Below are 19,691 nucleotides of genomic sequence, written 5' to 3' on the forward strand. Positions count from 1 at the left end.
ACGGCACAGTCACCCATCAAGCCGCAAACAATGCCTTTTCGCATCAGAAAACGCACCTACCTCTGGTGTGTGGCCGTGCCGTTCCCCGGGGCTCACGGCCGCTTTGCGTGACGGGCGAAACGGTTCCGGGGAATTGCGCGGAATTGGCGGTGATCACACCTGCCGCAACCACCGCGTGCTCCTTCCCGTCCCGGCCGTTACCGCGGATCGCCGTCCGAAGCCGCGCCGATTCCGGAGGTTGCCGTGACCGTCGTCACCGCCGCCTACCTGGGCGCACACGACCAGCTGCCAGGTGCGGCGACGTGGGCGTCATCGGTGCGGACATCGCCGCCGCGTCCACGAGGCGCATCCGGGCGGCCTGCCGGCGGGGACGGCCGAGCGGGCTTTCCCCGGTCTTCGCGTACACGTCTATCCGGATCCGGGGCCAGTAGATCTTTTGTCCATGTTTCCCGGTAAACCGCATAACCGGGGTACATTTGCCTATGCGTTTCGTCCCATTTGTCATGATTCTTGTTGGAATGATCATAGGAGTCGCCTTCCCGGCGTCGGCCATCACCAACGGCTCGGTGGACGGCGATGATCATCCGCAGGTGGGAGCCCTCATCGGCGACGCGCCGGAGAGCGACGGCACGTGGGCGTACTGCACCGGCACGCTGATCTCCCCGACCGTCTTGCTCACCGCCGCCCACTGCGGCGGTTCGGGGCAGCGGACGGCGCGGGTCTCCTTCGCCGACCGCTACGAGCCCGGGGCCAAGGTCTTCAGCGGCCGCTTCGTACGCGACCCGAGGTACGCGCGCGGGCACCATCTCCATGACATGGCGGTCGTCGTGTTCCCCTCCGCGGTCCCCGCGATCAGGCCGGCCAGACTGCCCGCCCCGGGCCTGCTCGACCGGATGCGGGACGACGGCACGCTGCAGTCGACGCGGTTCACCCCGGTCGGCTACGGTGCGCTGACTCCCACCAAGAAGAAGCAGGGATGGCGGTTCACCTACACCGACACCCGTAACCGGACGTCCATCTCGTTCGAGCGCCTCGGCGCCGACTGGCTCAAGCTGACGCCGGACTCGGAGCGCGGGGACGGCGGGACCTGCTTCGGCGACTCCGGCGGCCCGAACTTCCTCGGCGCCGCCGACTCCGATCTGCTCGTGGCCACGACGATCAGCGGAGCGGACGACGCCTGCAGGTCGACGAACATCGACTACCGTCTCGACACCTCCTCCGCCCGGGAGTTCCTGAGGTGGTTCGTCACCCTTCCCTGACGAGTGCCGGAGGCCGCCCAGTAGAGGGCCGTCCAGTGGAGGGCCGTCCAGTAGAGGCCCGCTCGGCACGGGTGGCGCTCACGGTGCCGCCGGTGCCTCGACCGGCACGTCCCGCGCGGCGGCGCCCCAGCCCGACCTCCGCTGAACCGGTGCAGGACGGCGGATTCCCGACCTGTAAGTTTCACGGTCCGGTGCGATGTCCGCACAGTTCAGCCGCGTACGAGCCCCTCCACCGCGTAAGGCCTCCGCCTCGTGCTTGACCCTCGCCGGGGGCGGAACCACACTCCGCTGGAGTGTTACCCCCTCCGCGCACCACCTTGAGCGGTCCGCATCCCCGGCGCCTCCCGTGCCGGTCCATGCGAGGGAATGTTAACGCCAACATTCGGGGTCGATCCGAACCGGAGCGTGAAGGCGCGGATCGGCACCGGAGACCACGAGGAGGAGACATGACGCACGACCAGAATGGGCCGACGAGCGGTGAGCGAAGGGTGCTCAGCCGGCGGTCCGTCCTGACGACGCTGGGGGCCGTGCCGGTCGTCACGGCCACGTCGGCGGTCCTCGGCGCCACCGAGGCCTCGGCGGCCACCGCGACCGTCACTCCGTCGGCGCAGCGGCAGACGATCAAGGGCTTCGGCGGCATGGCCCACGCGGCCTGGATCGGCGACCTGACGGCCGCCCAGCGGGACACGGCGTTCCAGACCGGCGAGGGCAAGCTGGGGTTCTCCATCCTGCGGATCCCCGTCGGCGAGAGCCAGTCGGACTTCGGCCGTGACCTGGCGACGGCGCAGCGCGCGGCCCAGCTCGGGGTGACCGTGTTCGCGTCGCCGTGGAATCCTCCGGCGAGCATGATCGAGACCTTCAACCGCAGCGGTCAGACCAACGCCAAACGCCTCAGGGCCGACCAGTACGCCGCGTACGCGACGCATCTGAACTCCTTCAGCACGTACATGAAGAACAACGGGGTGAACCTGTACGCGATCTCCGTGCAGAACGAGCCCGACTACGCGCACGACTGGACGTGGTGGACTCCCACCGAGATGGTGAAGTTCCTGCGGGAGAACGCCGGCTCGATCAACACCAGGGTCATGGCGCCCGAGTCCTTCCAGTACGTGAAGAGCATGTCGGACCCGATCCTCAACGACTCCACCGCGCTCGCCAACACGGACATCATCGGGGCGCACCTCTACGGCACGGCGTACTCGAACTTCCCCTACCCCCTCTTCAAGCAGAAGGGCGCGGGCAAGGAACTCTGGATGACGGAGGTGTACTACCCCAACAGCACCGACTCGGCGGACACCTGGCCCCAGGCGCTCGACGTGGGCGAGCACATGCACCGCGCCATGGTGGAGGCCGAGTTCCAGGCGTACGTCTGGTGGTACATCCGGCGCAGCTACGGCCCCATGCGGGAGGACGGCCAGCTCAGCAAGCGCGGCGCCATCATGGCGCAGTTCGCCAGGTTCGTCCGCCCCGGGTACGTGCGGATCGACGCGACGGCGAATCCGGCGACGAACGTCTACGTCTCGGCGTACCGGAGTGGCGACACCGTCGTCATCGTCGCCATCAACAAGGGCACCTCCGCGGCGAGCCAGCAGTTCACCGTGGCGGGCGCCGGCTCGGCCGGCGTGTCGTCCTGGGTGACGGACGGGAGCAGGAACGTCGCGCCCCAGGCGGCGACCACCATGTCGAACGGCTCCCTCACCGTCACGCTTCCCGCTCGCAGCATGACGACCTACGTGACCAGCCTGAGCGGCTCCTCGCCCTCCGCGACGCCCACGGTCACACCGACCGTGACGCCCACCCAGTCGCCGAGTCAGTCGCCCAGCCAATCACCCAGCCAGTCGCCCACCGGCGGCACCGGCGCGGCCCGGGTCGCCTACACGATGAACAGCTGGAGCACCGGCTTCACCGCCAGCATCAGCATCACCAACACCGGGTCGTCGACGATCAACGGCTGGACGCTGGCGTTCACCCTGCCCTCCGGACAGACCATCACCTCGGGCTGGAACGCCACCTTCTCGCCCTCCAGCGGCCAGGTGAGCGCCCGCAACGTCGACTACAACGCCACGATCGCCCCCGGTGCCACCGTCGACATCGGCTTTCAGGCGAACCACAGCGGCAACACGTCCAAGCCGACCTCCTTCACCCTCAACGGCGTGCCCTGCACCGTGGTCTGACCGGCACCCTCGCCTGGCCGGCACCCTCGCCTGGCCGGCACCGTGGTCTGACCGCCGAGACACCCCTCGGCGCCCGACCGGTGAAGGGACGGGTGCGGCTCCTCTCCTGCGAGAGCGGCCGCACCCGCCGGGTACGGTACCCGTGCGCGGGAACCGGAATCCGGGCCGCGGGTCAGGGCGCCAGGCGGTGCAGGTCACGCGGGAAGAGCGTGGTCCAGCGGATGTTGTCCGCCTCGGTCAGCCGGGCCACGAACCGCTCCAGCCCGAGCGCGAACCCGCCGTGCGGCGGCATGCCGTGGGCGAACGCCGCCAGGTAGCCGGCGTAGGGTTCCGGGCTCTCCCCGCGGGCCTCCAGGGCGGCCAGGTAGTCGGAGTGGCGGTGCAGCCGCTGCCCGCCGGTCACCAGTTCCAGGCCGCGGAAGAGCAGGTCGAAGCTGTTGGAGAACTCCGGCCGCCGCGGGTCGGGGTGCGTGTAGAACGGCCGCTTGCGCATCGGGTAGCCGGTGACGAAGAGGAACTGCGAGCCGTGCTCGCGCATGGCCCAGTCGCACAGCCACCGCTCGTGCGCGGGGGCCAGGTCCGGCTCACCGCGCGGGTCCTCGTCGGTCTCCCGCGCCAGCAGTTCCTGCGCGTCCGCGAAGTGGATCGACGGGATCTCCTCCGGCACGTCCGGCAACTTCACTCCGAGCGACTCCACCGCGCCCGGGGCACGCTCCGCGATGGTGGCGACCATTGCGGCCACCGCCTCGCGGACCACGGCCATGACGTCGCGGTGGTCGGTCACGAAGCCCAGCTCGGCGTCGAGGCTGGTGTACTGGGCCAGGTGCCGCGCCGTGTCGTGCGGTTCGGCCCGGAAGACGGGGCCGACCTCGTAGACGCGCTCGAAGACCCCGACCATGGTCTGCTTGTAGAACTGCGGCGACTGCGCCAGGTAGGCCTTGCGGCCGAACCAGTCCAGCGCGAAGACGTTCGCTCCGGACTCGGTGGCCGACGAGACCACCTTGGGAGTGTGCACCTCGGTGAACCCCAGCCGGTCGAGCGCGCGGCGGTACCCCGCCACGGACGCCGCGGAGATCTCGAACGGCGCGCGCAGCCTGGGGTGGCGCAGGGCCACCGCCGCGTTGTCGAGCACGGTCGGCAGCGCGGCCGAGACCACCGGCCGGTAGAGGTCGAACGGCGGCGCGACGGCCGGCTCGGACAGCTCACGGACGGTCGGCGAGGTGATCTCCACTCCGCCCGGCGCCTGCTGGTTGGCGGTGACGGTCCCGGTCACCTCGACGACGGTCTCCTCGGTGAGAACCGCGAGGCGCTTCACCAGTTCCGGCTCGGCGGCGACGACCTGCACCAGACCATCGCGGTCACGTACGACGGCGAAGGTCACCGACTTCAGCGCGCGGACGCGGTGTAGCCAGCCGGCGACGGTCACCTCTTCCCCGACATGCTCGGAGACCTGGGAGGACAGAATTCGCATGACAACTCCACAGACGAGAACCATAGGTATCCCTGTCCGGTGTGGGCGAGCAGGGATCTGTCGCTCGCGGTGCCACCACACCTTCGCCCCGCCGCGCGGGCGAGACCTCGTCGCGGCCCGGTAACGAGGGCCCACCGGCGGGGCATTGGGCGGCCGCCACGGCGGCGCCGCCGTTCCTCCCCGCAGCTCAGAAGGGTCTTCGACCGGGGGGCGAGGCCGCGTTTCCAGCGACGGCGGCTCTCTCGTGACTCGCGCGATCCCGGCCTACTCGGCTTCGTCACAGCTTTGCTTCCGATCATAATCGAGGCCGGTTCCGGGAGCGGAAGGAACGCATGACCACGGAAACACGCGTCCCGTCTGCCGCCACCGTGTCTGCCACCGGGTCCGCCGGCAGGTCCGCCGCCGCGAAGCGCAGGCATGCGTTCGCCCGGCTGCTTCCCTACGCCAGGACGGCCTCGCTGAGCGTCGCGACCGTGCTCAATCTGCTCGCCGGCCTGCTCCCCGTCTCCTTCATCGTGGGAACGAGCGTGCTGCTGAGCGAGATCTCAAGGTTTGCCGGGGAACGGACGGTGCCCTCGATCTTGACGGTGCCGCCGATGCCCGCCGGCTCTCCGGTGAGCGGCCGCTATGGAGCGCTCCGGTATCGCGTTCAGATTCCGATGAGCCGGACGCGGCCGCCGCACAACCGGGTCATGTCGTCGATATCGGAGGTCAGCATTGTCACCGGACCTGGCTGACGCAATGCTATCTCGGCGATCGTCGCATCGATCGCGTACTTGTGGCCGTGCAGCCCTGCGGCCTTGAGCAGTTCAGCAGACCTCTTCGCCGCACTCTCGGTCACCGGCTCGACCTTCACCCGGGAGAGCACCCACTGCAGGCGCGGCATGTCCAGTCGTGCGTGGCTGACTTCCACGATGGTGTTGGCACCGATAACGAAATCGGCGCCCATGGAATGTAACACCTGGAACATAGCGAGAATCTTGCGGTCCTGCGCGATCCAGGCAGAGAGCCCTTGAGAGTCGAGGACGACGGTTTCGACGTGATCGATCACGCCACGCTCGCCGAACCGCCGGAATCGGCCGTCCCGAAGATGCTGACGAGGGCCTGGGCCAGTTCCTCTTCGGTGAACTCCCCGTGCTCCTCCTGGTGACGCAGCAAGTCAGCACCTAGGAGTTGGTGCCGCAGCTGGCGTGCCACCGCTTCGGCGACATAACCGGAGACATTGTCGGTGATCTTCCTGAGTTCGGCGACCTGCTCGTTCGGCAACGTCACCGTGATGCGCGTCGTATCGGCCATAAGACAATCATACTGCGGTATGCGTACCCGGCGGGAGTCGGACTCGAGGCCGGACCTCTGGAGGGCGGGGCCGGTGTTCGCCCGGGGCGCGCGGCCGGCTGTAGCGGGCGCGGCCCCGCAGAGCTTGATCAACCCCGTCACACGCGCAGGACGGTGACCTGGCGGCCGGAGGGGGTGGTCGTCCGCTCGAAGCCGCCGCGTTCCTTCCAAGGCGGGGCCTCGGGGCGGCGGTCGAAGATGACCAGGACGCCGGTGGAGAGGGTGAGCCGGTCCAGGTACCGGTCGAGCTGGGCGAATCCGTCGGGCAGCGGGTCCGTTTCGCTTGCTCGCCAGACCTTCAGCTCCATGGCCTCCCGTTGCATAAGCCTTTCGCCGCCGGGGCCGGTGTAGGGCCAGCGGATGAGCACGTCCAGTCGTTTGGTGCCGGCGGCGTATTCACGATCGAGATAACCTCCGCCGTTGACCAGGCGGTGCAGGAAGGCCATGAGGATGATCTGGCAGGCGGCCTCGTGGTAGCCCTCCTGCCGGATGAGGACCTCGCCGTGCTCGCGCCAGAAGACGACGAACTCCTCCAACAGGCGAGATAGGTCGAATCTGCCGTCCGGCAGCACGAAGCTGTGCGGATCGGCCATCACGTACTGTTCCGACGGGTCGCCCAGCGCCCGCAGGACGACCTCCCGATAGATCGGGTTCGCCACTTCCAGTGGGGGTTTCTGCTTGATCAGCCCCAAATCGCGGACGTAGGACAGGTCGTCGGAGAAGGTTGGCTCGACGTGGGGGAAGACCCCGGCCACGACCGGTTCCATCACCCGCTTGACGCGCGGTTCGTGCAGCCGGGCCGTCAGAGAGTCCAGATGGGTGGCGCGCGCCCTGATCAACCGCTCCTTAGCCTCTTCCACCTGGCTGGCGGTGATGGCGTCAGCCACCCCCATCCGTACGGTGATCTCGTAGGCGAGGGCGTTGACCAGCCACGGCTGTCCCTGTGTCAGCTCGAAGACCCGGTCCACCGCGCCCTCGGTAAACTCCTGGCCGGTCTCCTTTGTGTGCCGGCCGTAGAGCTCGGCGATCTGGTCGGCGCTGAAGTCGTCCAGGCGCAGCGACTCGGTGACGATGTTGAACGGGCTGGCCGGGTTCGACCGTCCGGGTTCGCCGCCCGAGGCGACCTTGTAGTCACGTACGTCGCGCAACCCGCACAGCACCACGGATGCGGGGAACGGTCGGCCTCCCGGCCGTGCGTTGTGGCCGTCGCGGAGCTGGCTGAGGATGCTGACCATGCTGTTGCCCTGCAGGGCGTCGATCTCGTCGAGGAACAGCACCACCCGGCGCGGGCAGCGGCGGCACCACTCCGTCAGCGCCGAACCGAATCGGCTGCCAGGGGTGGCCCGTGGCCACGGGTCCGGCGGGAGTAGTTCCTCCGGCCAGGCCGCCCACTCGGCGGCCTGGCGGAGGGAATCCAGCAGAAGTGACTCCGCGGCGGCGTAGTCGTCGCCGGCTGCCTTGGCGCGCTCGCAGGAGAACATCAGGGCGGCGATGTCGCCTTCGGCGTTCAGCTCGGACGCCAGGGCGTTCAGTGTGGTCGTCTTGCCGGTCTGCCGGGGCGCGTGCAGCACGAAGTAGCGGTCCATCTCGATGAGCGCCCGTGCCTGCGGGAGCCGCGGCGTAGGGGGCAGCATGTAGTGACGCCGCGGGTCGCACGGACCCGTGGTGTTGAAGTACTTTGCTCGGGGTGGCCGCATGGTCACATTCTGCCACCGTCTTGTCCCGTGCTCGGGCCGATGCCGGCCGCGATGCTCGCCTTCGTATACCTCGGCGGCCTGCCCCTCCCGCCGAGCGAGATGGAAATCCCTTTGCGCCTGCCTCGCAGTCCCGGTTAGCGTCCGCGAGCAGCAGATAGACGACGTGACCGGAGAAGATCACGTGACGCAGCGAATCAGATTCGCCACCCAGCAGGATGCATCAGTTCTGGCCAGGGTCCAGAGGGCATCACAGCGTGCGGCTTTTCGCAGGCTTCTCTCGGACGATTATCTGGATGCTCTTGACCACGAGGCGCTGACGAAGACGTGGGAAGGCTTGCTGAGCCGCTCCGGAGGCGCTCGGGCAGGCACGTTGATCGCCGAGCAGGCGGGCCGTGGCGTCGGGTACTCGCGCTTCTATCCCACCGACGACGAGGATGACAACTCCGTACGGGTGGGCATGATCGGCGCGATCTACACTCTTCCCGAAGTCTGGGGCACTGGCGTGGGTAAGGCGCTGATCACCGCCGTTCTCGGCGAGATGGCGCCGGCTGGATACGCCGAGGCCACCCTGTGGGTCCTGGAAGGGAATACGCGAGCGCGCTCCTTCTACGAGCGGGATGGCTGGCACCACGACGGCGCGGTCGTTCTTGACCGCAGTGACGTCCGCCCGATCAGGAAGTTGCGCTACCGCACGGCCCTCACCGGATAGTCGACGTGCCGGCGCACGGCGTCGACGTGATGCTCAGGGCCGACGCCAAGTGCATCGAGGAGCAACGCGAGATGGCCAACCGCCGCTTCCCGGAGGCCCTCGCGGGATTGAGGGCCTCAGTCGCCGTCGAGGTGCAGCTCTGTCGCTGGCTCGGCGGCGCGCTGTCGGGCGAGATCTTCGAGTCTTCGGAGCACCTGGTCGACGAGACGCACGAAGAGATCCTTGGGGTCTGGTGCGACGGCGACGGGAGCGAGCTTCCTGCGTTTCGGGCTGGTCCCGTGCTGCTCGATCCTCATCAGCACCGCGTCAACACCCATGATCACAGCCTGATCAGGACCGCGGGAGACCTCTCGGGGTCCTTCGGCGTACGGGCGCAACGGAGAACGCGCAGGTCGGACCGCTGATCGCTGGTCGTACGTGGTAGGGCGGGTGGGACTTGAACCCACGACCCACGGATTATGAGTCCGATGCTCTGACCGGCTGAGCTACCGCCCCGCAATGGTGGAGTCTCTCACAAATTAGAGCAGGAGGGGATGCGCGCGGAGGGGAGCCACACCCTTCGGCCCACGGCGTAATCCCCCCCTCTGGTGATCGTCTGGTGCTGGTGCCGATGGGTGTCGCGGGAGTTGTGGGGCAATTGTCCGGGTATGGGGTAAGGGAGGCTCCACACACGACGGCTCTGCGAAACGTGGCTCAGCAACGGATCGGGGGTGTCCCGTGGGGAGACGGCTGGCGGGCGTCTGCGTGCTTCTCCTGGCGTCGGTCGCGGCGTGCGGACAGCGGGGGGAGGAGCGGGGAGCGGGCCTCGGCGCCGTCGGGGCCGTCCGCGAGGGCTTCACCGTCGGCCTGCTGCTTCCCGCCGAGGGCCCCGAGCGCGCCCTGTTCACCCGCGCCTTAACGGTCCGCTGCCCGCGCTGCCGGGTCGAGTACGCGAACGCCGCCGGCGACCGGGCCCGGCAGGGACGGCAGCTCGGGCGGATGCTGGCGGACGGCGTCCGGGTGCTGGTCCTCGGCGCGGTGGACCCCGGGTCCGCCGCTCCCTGGGTGGCCCGGGCGAAGCTGGCCGGGGCGAAGGTCGTCGCGTACGACCGGCTGGCCGACGGGCCGGTGGACGCCTACGTCTCGACCGACCCGGCGCGGGCCGGCCGGTCGCAGGCCCTGGCCCTGCTCGGCGCCATGAAGCGCCCCGAGAAAGGCCCCGGGAAGCGCCCCGGGCCCGTGTTGCTTCTCAACGGCCCGCCGGGCGATCCGTACGCGGCGGCCGTGAAACGCAGCCTGCACGCGGTGCTGGACGGCCGCGTGACGATCGGCTGGGAACGGGACCTGGCCCGGCCCGGTGACGCGGCGCGCGAGGTGGCGGCGGCCCTCGCGGCGCCCGGCGGGCCCGCGAAGGTGGCCGGCGTCTGCTGCCCGGGCGACGCGGCGGAGGCGGTCGCGGCCGCTCTGGCGCGAGCGGGCGCGGCCGGGGTTCCGCTGGTCGGACAGGGCGGGCGGACGGGCGTCCTGCGGCGGGTGAGCACGGGCGCGCCTCCCGCCACCGTGACCGCGACCGTGCGCGCCGACGTCGCCGCCGAGGCCGCCGCCGCGGCGGCACTCGCCGTCGAGGTCGCGGGCGGCAGAACCGTGTACGGCACGGCCACCGTGTCCAACGGCACCACGGCCGCGATCCCGGCCGTGCTGGTGCCTCCCGTCGTCGTCACGAAGGACTCCGCCGCCGCGCAGCCCCGGGGCGCCGGTCCCGAAGCCGCCGGTCCCGAAGCCGCCGGTGCCGCCGTTCCCGAGGGTGCCGCCGTTCCCGAGGGCGCTGCCGGAGTGGTGGTCCGTCCGCGCTGACCGCGTCATCGGATATGACGAGGGCCGCGGTCGAGACGACCGCGGCCCTCGCGTCCCGAAGGGAATCCCGCTCACTCCTCGTCGCCGGAGGAGGCGTCGGAGGGCGCGGGGGCGTCGGACGGGCGCAGGCGCTCCCACAGCAGGAAGGCGCCGCCGACCACGAGCATGGCGATGCCCGTCCACAGGTTGATGCGGATGCCCTCCGCCTTCTGGAGCTCCTGGGCGCCGTCGAACAGGCCGGTGACGGTGAGGATCAGTCCGTACAGCAGGAACAGACCACCGATCACGCGGCGGATGTCGAAGAGTCGTTGCGGGGCGGCCATCAGAACCTCCTACAGGAAGGGCAGGTAGAACGCCGCGGCGAGGACGACCGCGCCGGCGCCGAGGATCACGGGGGAGCGGTACCAGGCGGCGTCTCCCGCCAGCGCGTCGTCCGAGAGGGACGCGTCGCTCAGACCGTAGACGAGCCCGCGCAGCTCGCTCTGCGGCTTGGGGGTGGTGACGAGCGTGACCACGACCGAGACGATCGCGTCGACCACGAAGGCGATGCCCGCGCCATAGAAGCTCGCGTTGAGTTCGGTACCGAAGTCGAGCACGCCCGTCTTGTAGAGGATGTACGACGTGAAGGCGCAGACGGTGCCGCTCAGCAGGCCCCAGAAACCCGCCCACGCGGTCATCCGCCGCCAGAACAGGCCGATGATGAACGTCGCGAACAGCGGGGCGTTGAAGAACGAGAACAGCGACTGAAGGTAATTCATGATGTTGCTGAACCCCGCCGCGATGAACGCCGCGCCGATTCCCGCGACGATGCCGCCGGTGGTGGCGATCCGGCCGAGCCGTACGTACCACTCGTCGGAGTGGTCGCCGTTGACGTGCGACTTCCAGATGTCGTACGTGAAGACCGTGTTGAAGCCGCTGATGTTGGCGGCCACTCCGGCCATGAACGACGCGAGCAGTCCGGTCACCGCGATGCCGAGCACGCCGTTCGGCAGGAACTCGTTCATCAGCAGCGGGATCGCCTCGTTGTACGTCGGCCCGCCGTCCTTGCCGAGGTTGCCGAACAGCACCACCGCGACGAGGCCCGGGATCACGGTCACGATCGGGATCACGAGCTTCGGGTACGCCGCGACGATGGGGGTCAGCCGGGCCGCGTTGGTGTTGCGTGCCGACAGCGCGCGCTGGACCTCGGCGAAGTTGGTGGTCCAGTAGCCGAAGGAGAGCACGAACCCGAGGCCGAGGACCAGGCCGATCCAGTTGGCGCTCATCGGGTTGCCGGTGCCGCCGGTCTGTGCCCAGGTGTGCAGGCCGCCCTCGCCGAGCACGCCCTGCCTGACCTTCTCGCCGAGGCCGGAGAAGCCGCCGACCCGGGTCAGGCCGATCACCACGATCGGCACGAGCGCCGCGACGATCACGAAGAACTGCATGACCTCGTTGTAGATCGCCGAGGACAGGCCGCCGAGCGTGATGTACGCGAGCACGATCGCCGCCGCCACGATGATGGACACCCACAGCGGCCAGCCGAGCAGGGCGTCCATGACGAGCCCCAGCGCGTACAGGTTGATCCCGGCGATGAGGATCTGCGCGAGGGCGAACGTCGAGGCGTTCAGCAACTGGGTCGCGCCGTTGAAGCGGCGGCGCATGAACTCGGGGACGCTGTGCACCTTCGACCGGTAGTAGAACGGCATCATCACGACGCCGAGGAACACCATCGCGGGAACCGCGCCGATCCAGTAGTAATGCACGGTCATCAGGCCGTACTGCGCGCCGTTGGCGGCCATGCCGAGGATCTCGGTGGCGCCGAGGTTGGCGGACATGAAGGCGAGGCCGGTGATCCAGGCGGGAAGCGCGCGGCCCGAGAGGAAGAAGTCCAGGCTCGTCCGTACGGCCCGCCTCGCGGCGAAGCCGATCCCCAGTACCACGAGGAAGTACAGGGCGAGGATCACGTAGTCCAGGAGGTTGACGTCGAGCCGCAGATCCTGTGCGGCCAGCAATTGGGCATCAGGCACGCAACGCCAGCTACCCTCACGCCTCCCCGTTTCACAAAGTGGGCTCGCGTATACCCAATCGTGACAAAAGCCCAGGTGAGCGCGCGGTAAAGCCGGTTTCGGCCGTCCGCCGCGGGGTCCCGCGTGGCCGAGTGAACGAGCGGGTAGGCGAGCAGGTGAGGACAACTCGGACGAAGGGAGACAGGTCATGGCCGACGCCCCGAACCCGATCCAGCTGCAGAAGCACCTGAAGGGCGTGGACTACCCGGCCGCCAAGCCCGACCTGATCCGTACGGCCAGGGACCAGGGCGCCGACGACGCCGTCCTGAACGCGCTGGAGCGCATCCCGGACCGGGAATACGACGGCCCCAACGCGGTCAGCAAGGCGGTCAGCGAGGCGGGGTGACCCGAGGCAGGGTGACCGAGGCGGGGTGACCCGAGGCCGGGCGGGCGGCGCGCGGAGGGGCTCCGCCGCCGCCGTCAGCCGTGTCAGGCCCAGACGTCGGCGAGCGGGGCGGCGACGGCCGCGGTCTGGTCGAGCCCCGGTGTCCACCTCGGCCTGGCGGGAGATGGTCTGCTCCAGGTCGGCCTCGGTGGCCACGAGGGTGCCGACGACCGACCCCGCCGAGGTGCCGACGACGCGGTCCGCCGTCCCCAGGTCCACGCCGAGACGGCGCAGGCCGGTCACGATCCCCACCTCCAAGGCGATCCCGGCGACACCTCCGCCGCCCAGCACGAGAGCTGTGGTCATGTCCGGAATTGTGTTCCACGCCTGCGCGCGAACGGGACGCGACCCCTAGGTGAAACCGGTTTAGATTTTGTCTGGACGCCAAACTATTGACGGCGCTTCGGCCGATGTGTGAATCTCTCGTTCAGATTCCCATGCACGGAGGAGAAGGACGGTCAGGGTCCCCGCCTGATCGTGCATGGCCGGTTGTCCATGCCCGAAGGGGAAACCGTCCATGCGAAGACTCGCAACCCTGCTCGTGGTCGCCGCGGTGGCGCTGACCACGGCCGTGATCAGGATGGCGCCGGTGTCGGCCGTCGCCGCCGATCCGTACACGTTCAAGAACGTGCAGATCGCCGGGGGCGGCTTCGTTCCCGGCATCGTGTTCAGCCCGGTCCAGAAGGACCTCATCTACGCCCGCACCGACATCGGCGGCGCGTACCGGTGGGAGCAGTCCAGCCAGACCTGGACGCCGCTGCTCGACTGGGTCGGCCAGTCGAACTGGGGCTACAACGGGGTCGTCAGCATCACCCCCGACCCGGTGGACGCCAACAAGGTGTACGCCGCCGTCGGCATGTACACCAACAGCTGGGACCCCAACAACGGCGCGATCATCCGCTCGTCGAACAAGGGCGCCTCGTGGCAGGTCGGCCCGCTGCCGTTCAAGCTGGGCGGCAACATGCCCGGACGCGGCATGGGCGAGCGCCTCGCGGTGGACCCGAACAAGAACAGCGTCCTGTACTTCGGCGCGCCCAGCGGCAACGGCCTGTGGCGGAGCACCGACTCCGGCGCTACCTGGGCCAAGGTGACCAACTTCCCCAACGTCGGCAACTACGTCGCCAGCCCCGGAGACGCCTACAACGGTGACAACCAGGGCGTCGTCTGGGTGACCTTCGACAAGCGGACCGGCACCTCGGGCAACGCCACCCAGACCGTCTACGTCGGCGTGGCGGACAAGAGCAACACGGTCTACCGGACCACCAACGGCGGCACCTCGTGGGAGCGCGTCGCCGGGCAGCCGACCGGCTACATCGCCCACAAGGGCGTGCTCGACACCGCCAACGGCTACCTCTACATCGCCACCAGCGACACCGGCGGCCCGTACGACGGAGGCAAGGGCGACGTGTGGCGCTACGCCACCGCGACCGGCGCCTGGACCCAGATCAGCCCGATCCCGTCCAGCAGCGGCGACGACTACTTCGGCTACAGCGGCCTGACCATCGACCGGCAGAACCCGAAGACGATCATGGTCGCCACGCAGGTCTCCTGGTGGCCCGACGCCATCTTCTTCCGGAGCACCGACAGCGGCGCGACCTGGACCCGCATCTGGGACTGGACGTCGTACCCCAACCGCAGCTTCCGCTACAAGATGGACATCTCGTCCGCGCCGTGGCTGACTTTCGGGACCAACCCGCAGCCTCCGGAGGTCACCCCCAAGCTCGGCTGGATGAACGAGTCGGTCGAGATCGACCCGTTCAACTCCGACCGGATGATGTACGGCACCGGCGCCACGATCTACGGCACCACCGACCTCACGAAGTGGGACTCCGGCGGCCAGTTCACGATCAAGCCGATGGTGAGGGGCCTGGAGGAGACCGCCGTACTCGACCTGATCAGCCCGCCGACCGGCGCCCCGCTGATCAGCGCGCTGGGCGACATCGGCGGCTTCCGGCACACCAACCTCGACGCCGTGCCGTCCACGATGTTCGCCCAGCCCGTCTTCACCTCCACCACCTCGCTCGACTACGCCGAGACGAACCCGAGCGTGATGGTGCGGGCCGGTGACTTCACCGACTCCGACCGGCCGAACGACAGCCACGTCGCCTTCTCCACCGACGGCGGGGCCAACTGGTTCCAGGGCACCGAGCCGGGTGGGGTGAACAAGGGCGGCACGGTCGCCGCGGCGGCCGACGGCAGCCGCTTCGTGTGGTCGCCGGCCGACCCCGGCATCCAGGTCGTCTACTCCGTCGGCTTCGGCAACAGCTGGAGCGCCTCCACCGGCGTCCCGGCGGGCGCGATCGTCGAGTCCGACCGGGTGAACGCGCAGAAGTTCTACGCCTACTCGGGCGGCAAGTTCTACGTGAGCACCAACGGCGGCGCGAGCTTCAGCGCCACCGCGGCCACCGGCCTGCCGACCACCGACGTCCACTTCAAGGCGCTGCCCGGCAAGGAGGGCGACATCTGGCTGGCCGGGGACGGCGGCCTGTGGCACTCCACCAACTCGGGCGCCTCGTTCACCAAGCTGTCGAACGTCAGCGACTCGATCAACGTCGGTTTCGGCAAGGCGGCGCCCGGCAAGTCGTACCAGGCGCTCTATCTGGCCGGCACCGTCGACGGCGTCGACGGCCTGTTCCGGTCCGACGACACCGGCGTGAGCTGGGTGCGCATCAACGACGACCAGCACCAGTACGGCAACATGGGCGAGGCCCTGACCGGCGATCCCCGGATCTACGGCCGGGTCTACCTCGGCACCAACGGCCGGGGCGTCATCTACGGCGACCGCACGGGCGGCACCCCGCAGTCCCCGTCGCCGTCTCCCTCGGCCTCCCCGTCCGCGTCGCCGTCGCCCTCGGCGTCTCCCTCGCCGTCTCCGTCGGCGTCCCCGACCAGGTCGCCCTCGCCGAGCCCGTCCCCGAGCCCGTCCCCGAGTGCGTCCCCGTCCCGCTCGCCCAGCCCGTCGCCCTCGGCGACCCCGTCGGGCGGCAAGTCGTGCTCGGCGACTTACGCGGTGGCCAACCAGTGGCCGGGCGGCTTCCAGGGCGACGTCACGGTGAAGAACACCGGCACCGTGGCGATCAGCGGCTGGACCGTCAAGTGGGCCTTCGCGAACGGCCAGACGATCACCCAGTCCTGGAACGGCACGGTGAGCCAGTCCGGGGCGAACGTCACGGTCGCCAACGTGAGCTACAACGGCTCGCTCAGCCCCGGGGCGTCCACCACGTTCGGCTTCCAGGCCACCTGGAACAACACCAACGCGGTTCCGGCCACGCTGACCTGCACCGCCTCCTGAGATAACACCAAGACGGCCGTACGGGCGACTCCCACGCCCGTACGGCCGTTCTTCGTCCGTGGTGGCCCCGGCCAAGGACCTGCGGCCGATGGGAAAGGGGGTACGGATGTGACGTACGGCTAACACGCCTGTGGGGGCGGTCGCGTAGATTTGCCTGGGCGGGCCGTCGGGCCGCCCAGAGGCAGGGTGGCCGGGACACAGGGGTGACTGCGCGGATGGCGATCGGGGTGTACGTCGCGGCCGGCGACGCGAGGAGCAACAAGGGCACGATCGCCCTCGGCATGATCGAGCTCCTCACCCGCCAGGTGGGCACGGTGGGCGTGTTCCGGCCGGTCGTCCGGGCGGGCCGCGAGGACAGCCTGGTCAACACCGCGCGGAGCCGCTTCGCGATCGGCCTGCCCTACGAGATGTGCACGGGCGTCACCTACGAGGACGTGCACGCCGACGAGGACCGCGCGGCCGGGGAGATCCTGGCCCGCTACCGGGCGCTGGCCGGTCGGTGCGACGCGGTCGTGGTGATCGGCACGGACTACACGGACGTGGGCGCGCCCACCGAGTTCACGTTCAACGCCCAGCTCGCCGCGAACCTCGGCACGCCGGTGATGAACGTGGTCACCGGTCTCGACCGCACGCCCGACGAGATCGCCACAGCGGTCGAGATGTCGCGCAAGGAGCTCGCCGAGCGGCACGCCACCGAGCTGGCCACGGTCGTCACGAGGGTGGCGCCCGCCCTGGTGGACGAGGTGGCCGCCCGCGTCCCCGCGTACGTGCTGCCGGAGGTGCGGCGGCTGTCCGCGCCGACGGTCAGCGACCTGATGGCCGCCTGCGACGGCGAGCTCTACATGGGCGACGCCGCCCAGCTGGGCCGGGAGACGGGCGGGCTGATGATCGGCGCGATGTCGCTGCCGAACATCCTGGAGCGCCTCACCGAGGGCCTCGCGGTGGTCGTGCCGGCGGACCGGGCCGCCGCGCTGGTGCCGGGCCTGCTGGCCGCGCACAAGGCGCGCACGTTTCCCGCCCTGTCGGCGATCATCCTGAACGGCGGGCTCGAACTGCCCGACGCGGTCGTCCGCCTGCTCAAGGGCATGGACATCCGGTTGCCGATCCTCACGACACCGGGCGGCACGTTCGAGACCGCGACGAAGCTGTCGAAGGCCGAGGGCCGGTTCAGCCCCGACGCCCCCGGCAAGATCGACACGGCGCTCGGGGTGTTCGCCGAGCACGTGGACGCCGCGGCGCTGCTGCGCAGCCTGCGGGTCACCAGGGCGGCCGCGATCACCCCGCTGATGTTCGAGTACGACCTGCTCGACCGGGCCCGCGCCGACCGCAGGCACATCGTGCTGCCCGAGGGCGCCGAGCCGCGCATCCTGCGCGCGGCCGACAGCCTGTTGCGCCGGGGCGTCGCCGAGCTGACCCTGCTGGGCGACGAGCGGGAGATCCGGCTGGCGGCGAACACGATGGGCCTGGCCGTCGACGGCGCCCGGGTGGTGAGCCCGTTCGACCCCGAGCTGCGCGAGCTGTTCGCCGAGGAGTACGCCCGGCTGCGCGCGCTCAAGGGCGTCACCCTCGGGCAGGCCCGCGACATCGTGACCGACGTGTCCTACTTCGGCACGATGATGGTCCACCTCGGGCTGGCCGACGGCATGGTCTCCGGCGCCGCCCACACCACGGCGCACACGATCCGGCCGTCCTTCGAGATCATCAAGACGTCGCCGGGCGTCGGCGTCGTCTCCAGCGTCTTCTTCATGTGCCTGGCCGACCGGGTGCTCGTGTACGGCGACTGCGCCGTCGTGCCCGACCCGACGGCCGCCCAGCTCGCCGACATCGCGATCTCCTCGGCCGCCACCGCCGCCCGGTTCGGGGTCGATCCGCGCGTGGCCATGCTGTCGTACTCGACCGGCGAGTCCGGCGCCGGGCCCGAGGTCGACAAGGTGCGGGAGGCGACGGAGCGGGTCCGCGCGCTGCGGCCGGACCTGCCGGTGGAGGGGCCGATCCAGTACGACGCGGCGGCCGAGCCCAGCGTGGCGCGCACGAAGATGCCGGGCAGCCCGGTGGCCGGGCGGGCGACGGTGTTCGTGGTGCCCGACCTCAACACGGGCAACAACCTCTACAAGGCCGTGCAGCGCAGCGCCGGCGCGGTCGCGATCGGCCCGGTGCTGCAGGGCCTGCGCAAGCCGGTCAACGACCTGTCGCGCGGGGCGACGGTCGGCGACATCGTCAACACCGTCGCGATCACGGCCATCCAGGCCCAGGCGCGGGAGGAGACCCGGGTGGAGGCGCTGTGAGCGCGCAGGTCCTGGTCCTCAACACGGGGTCGTCGTCCATCAAGTACCGCCTGATCGACATGGCGACCCGCACCGGTCTGGCCGGCGGGCTCGTCGAGCGCATCGGCGAGGACGAGAGCGCGCTCGTCCACGACGGCGTACGGGTCGAGCGCAGAGTGGCCGACCACGAGGAGGGCCTCAAGGCCGTGCTCGCGGCGTTCGCCGAGCACGGGCCGTCGCTCGACGGGGTCACCGCGCTCGGGCACCGGGTCGTCCACGGCGGCAGCCGGTTCGTCACGCCCGTCCTGATCGACGACGCGGTCGAGCGGGCCATCGAGGAGATCGCGCCGCTGGCGCCGCTGCACAACCCGGCCAACCTGGAGGGCATCCGGGTCGCCCGGCGGGCCTTCCCCGGGCTGCCGCACGTCGCCGTGTTCGACACGGCCTTCCACGGGACGATCCCGCCGCACGCCCACACCTACGCCGTCCCCCGCGAGTGGACCCGCAAGCTCGGCGTGCGCCGTTACGGCTTCCACGGCACGTCCACGGCGTACGTCTCGCGCCGGGCGGCGGCGCTGCTCGGCCGGCCGTACGGCGAGGTGAACTCGATCGTGCTGCACCTCGGCAACGGCGCGAGCGCGACGGCCGTGCGGGGCGGGCGGAGCGTGGACACGTCGATGGGCATCACCCCCCTCGCCGGCCTGGTGATGGGCACCCGCTCCGGGGACGTCGACCCGGCGCTGCCCGCCTACCTCGCCCGGGTCGCCGGGATGGGGCTCGCCGACGTCGACACGGCGCTGAACAAGGAGAGCGGCCTGCTCGGCATGTGCGGCGCCAACGACATGCGGGAGGTCTGGCGGCTGGCCGACGCCGGCGACGAGGACGCCCGGCTCGCGCTGGACGTGTACGGCTACCGCGTGCGCGCCTACGTCGGCGCCTACTACGCGGCGCTCGGCCACGTCGACGCGATCGTGTTCACCGGCGGTGTGGGGGAGAACAGCGCGCGGGTCCGCGCGCTGGCGACGACCGGTCTCACCCGGCTCGGCATCGAGGTCGATCCCGCCCGCAACGCCGCCGAGTCGGCGGAGGCCAGGGTGGTCTCCCCCGAGGGCGCCGAGGTGACGGTGCTGGTGGTGCCGACGAACGAGGAACTGGAGATCGCCGAGCAGACCGCCGCCTGCCTCGAAGAGGGATGACGTCGGTGACCGTGGCCGCGGCCCCGGCTGA

Annotated in this window: 15 protein-coding genes, 1 tRNA gene and 1 pseudogene; 9 read left to right on the plus strand and 8 right to left on the minus strand. The window is 70.0% G+C overall.

The genetic code is table 11. The annotated features are described in order from the left end of the window. Positions 1-518: 518 nt before the first annotated feature. On the plus strand, positions 519-1,259 hold the full coding sequence (locus tag OG344_RS20200) for a trypsin-like serine protease (RefSeq protein WP_405084413.1): 741 nt from the start codon (positions 519-521) through the stop codon (positions 1,257-1,259). Positions 1,260-1,705: 446 nt separating this feature from the next. Continuing rightward, positions 1,706-3,433 carry a cellulose binding domain-containing protein gene (locus OG344_RS20205; RefSeq protein WP_405084414.1) on the plus strand — a complete coding sequence of 576 codons (1,728 nt, stop codon included), beginning with the start codon at positions 1,706-1,708 and terminating at the stop codon, positions 3,431-3,433. Between the two features lie 172 nt (positions 3,434-3,605). Here the strand turns inward: OG344_RS20205 and aspS are convergent, their stop codons facing one another. From aspS to OG344_RS20225, 4 genes are all read right to left on the minus strand, one after another. Beyond that, positions 3,606-4,904 (minus strand): aspartate--tRNA(Asn) ligase, encoded by a 1,299-nt coding sequence (gene aspS / locus OG344_RS20210; RefSeq protein WP_405084415.1) that lies wholly within the window; start codon positions 4,902-4,904, stop codon positions 3,606-3,608. Positions 4,905-5,553: 649 nt separating this feature from the next. After that, entirely contained in the window at positions 5,554-5,955 is a 402-nt protein-coding gene (locus OG344_RS20215) for a DNA-binding protein (RefSeq protein ID WP_405084416.1), read from the minus strand. After that, the gene (locus OG344_RS20220) at positions 5,952-6,200 is read right to left on the minus strand and encodes a hypothetical protein (protein WP_405084417.1); all 249 of its coding nucleotides are present in this window, start codon (positions 6,198-6,200) and stop codon (positions 5,952-5,954) included. Before OG344_RS20220 ends, OG344_RS20215 begins: the two co-directional genes overlap by 4 nt. Before the next feature lie 137 nt (positions 6,201-6,337). Beyond that, positions 6,338-7,873 (minus strand): ATP-binding protein, encoded by a 1,536-nt coding sequence (locus OG344_RS20225; RefSeq protein ID WP_405084418.1) that lies wholly within the window; start codon positions 7,871-7,873, stop codon positions 6,338-6,340. A gap of 244 nt (positions 7,874-8,117) precedes the next feature. Here OG344_RS20225 and OG344_RS20230 point away from each other — a divergent pair, with 244 nt between their 5' ends. Both OG344_RS20230 and OG344_RS20235 read left to right on the plus strand, forming a co-directional pair. Beyond that, a complete protein-coding gene (locus tag OG344_RS20230; protein WP_405084419.1) occupies positions 8,118-8,645 on the plus strand; it encodes a GNAT family N-acetyltransferase in 528 nt (175 codons plus the stop codon). A gap of 5 nt (positions 8,646-8,650) precedes the next feature. Then, a complete protein-coding gene (locus tag OG344_RS20235) occupies positions 8,651-9,049 on the plus strand; it encodes a hypothetical protein (protein WP_405084420.1) in 399 nt (132 codons plus the stop codon). 14 nt (positions 9,050-9,063) lie between these two features. Here OG344_RS20235 and OG344_RS20240 read toward each other — a convergent pair. Beyond that, a tRNA-Ile gene (locus OG344_RS20240) sits at positions 9,064-9,140 on the minus strand. Between the two features lie 222 nt (positions 9,141-9,362). On the opposite strand from OG344_RS20240, the gene OG344_RS20245 reads away from it, so the two are divergent. Continuing rightward, positions 9,363-10,478 carry a substrate-binding domain-containing protein gene (locus OG344_RS20245; RefSeq protein WP_405084421.1) on the plus strand — a complete coding sequence of 372 codons (1,116 nt, stop codon included), beginning with the start codon at positions 9,363-9,365 and terminating at the stop codon, positions 10,476-10,478. Positions 10,479-10,549: 71 nt separating this feature from the next. Here the strand turns inward: OG344_RS20245 and OG344_RS20250 are convergent, their stop codons facing one another. Beyond that, positions 10,550-10,801, minus strand: a complete 252-nt coding sequence (locus OG344_RS20250; protein ID WP_327044877.1) for a hypothetical protein — start codon at positions 10,799-10,801, stop codon at positions 10,550-10,552. Positions 10,802-10,810: 9 nt separating this feature from the next. Further along, the gene (locus OG344_RS20255) at positions 10,811-12,484 is read right to left on the minus strand and encodes a sodium:solute symporter family protein (protein ID WP_405084422.1); all 1,674 of its coding nucleotides are present in this window, start codon (positions 12,482-12,484) and stop codon (positions 10,811-10,813) included. Between the two features lie 187 nt (positions 12,485-12,671). Between OG344_RS20255 and OG344_RS20260 the strand changes: the two genes are divergently transcribed. Then, positions 12,672-12,869, plus strand: a complete 198-nt coding sequence (locus OG344_RS20260) for a DUF2795 domain-containing protein (protein ID WP_405084423.1) — start codon at positions 12,672-12,674, stop codon at positions 12,867-12,869. A 57-nt stretch (positions 12,870-12,926) separates the two neighbouring features. Here the strand turns inward: OG344_RS20260 and OG344_RS20265 are convergent. Beyond that, positions 12,927-13,214 (minus strand): annotated as a pseudogene (locus OG344_RS20265) (patatin-like phospholipase family protein); the annotation flags it as partial. 211 nt (positions 13,215-13,425) lie between these two features. On the opposite strand from OG344_RS20265, the gene OG344_RS20270 reads away from it, so the two are divergent. The 3 genes from OG344_RS20270 to OG344_RS20280 all read left to right on the plus strand — a co-directional run bounded on the left by OG344_RS20270 (position 13,426) and on the right by OG344_RS20280 (position 19,660). Beyond that, a complete protein-coding gene (locus tag OG344_RS20270) occupies positions 13,426-16,200 on the plus strand; it encodes a cellulose binding domain-containing protein (RefSeq protein ID WP_405084424.1) in 2,775 nt (924 codons plus the stop codon). Between the two features lie 215 nt (positions 16,201-16,415). Further along, positions 16,416-18,485 carry a phosphate acetyltransferase gene (gene pta / locus OG344_RS20275; protein ID WP_405084425.1) on the plus strand — a complete coding sequence of 690 codons (2,070 nt, stop codon included), beginning with the start codon at positions 16,416-16,418 and terminating at the stop codon, positions 18,483-18,485. Then, a complete protein-coding gene (locus tag OG344_RS20280; RefSeq protein ID WP_405084426.1) occupies positions 18,482-19,660 on the plus strand; it encodes an acetate/propionate family kinase in 1,179 nt (392 codons plus the stop codon). The genes pta and OG344_RS20280 overlap by 4 nt, the downstream gene beginning before the upstream one ends. Positions 19,661-19,691 lie beyond the last annotated feature (31 nt).

The sequence above is a fragment of the Microbispora sp. NBC_01389 genome (assembly GCF_045040095.1).
GTDB lineage: Bacteria > Actinomycetota > Actinomycetes > Streptosporangiales > Streptosporangiaceae > Microbispora.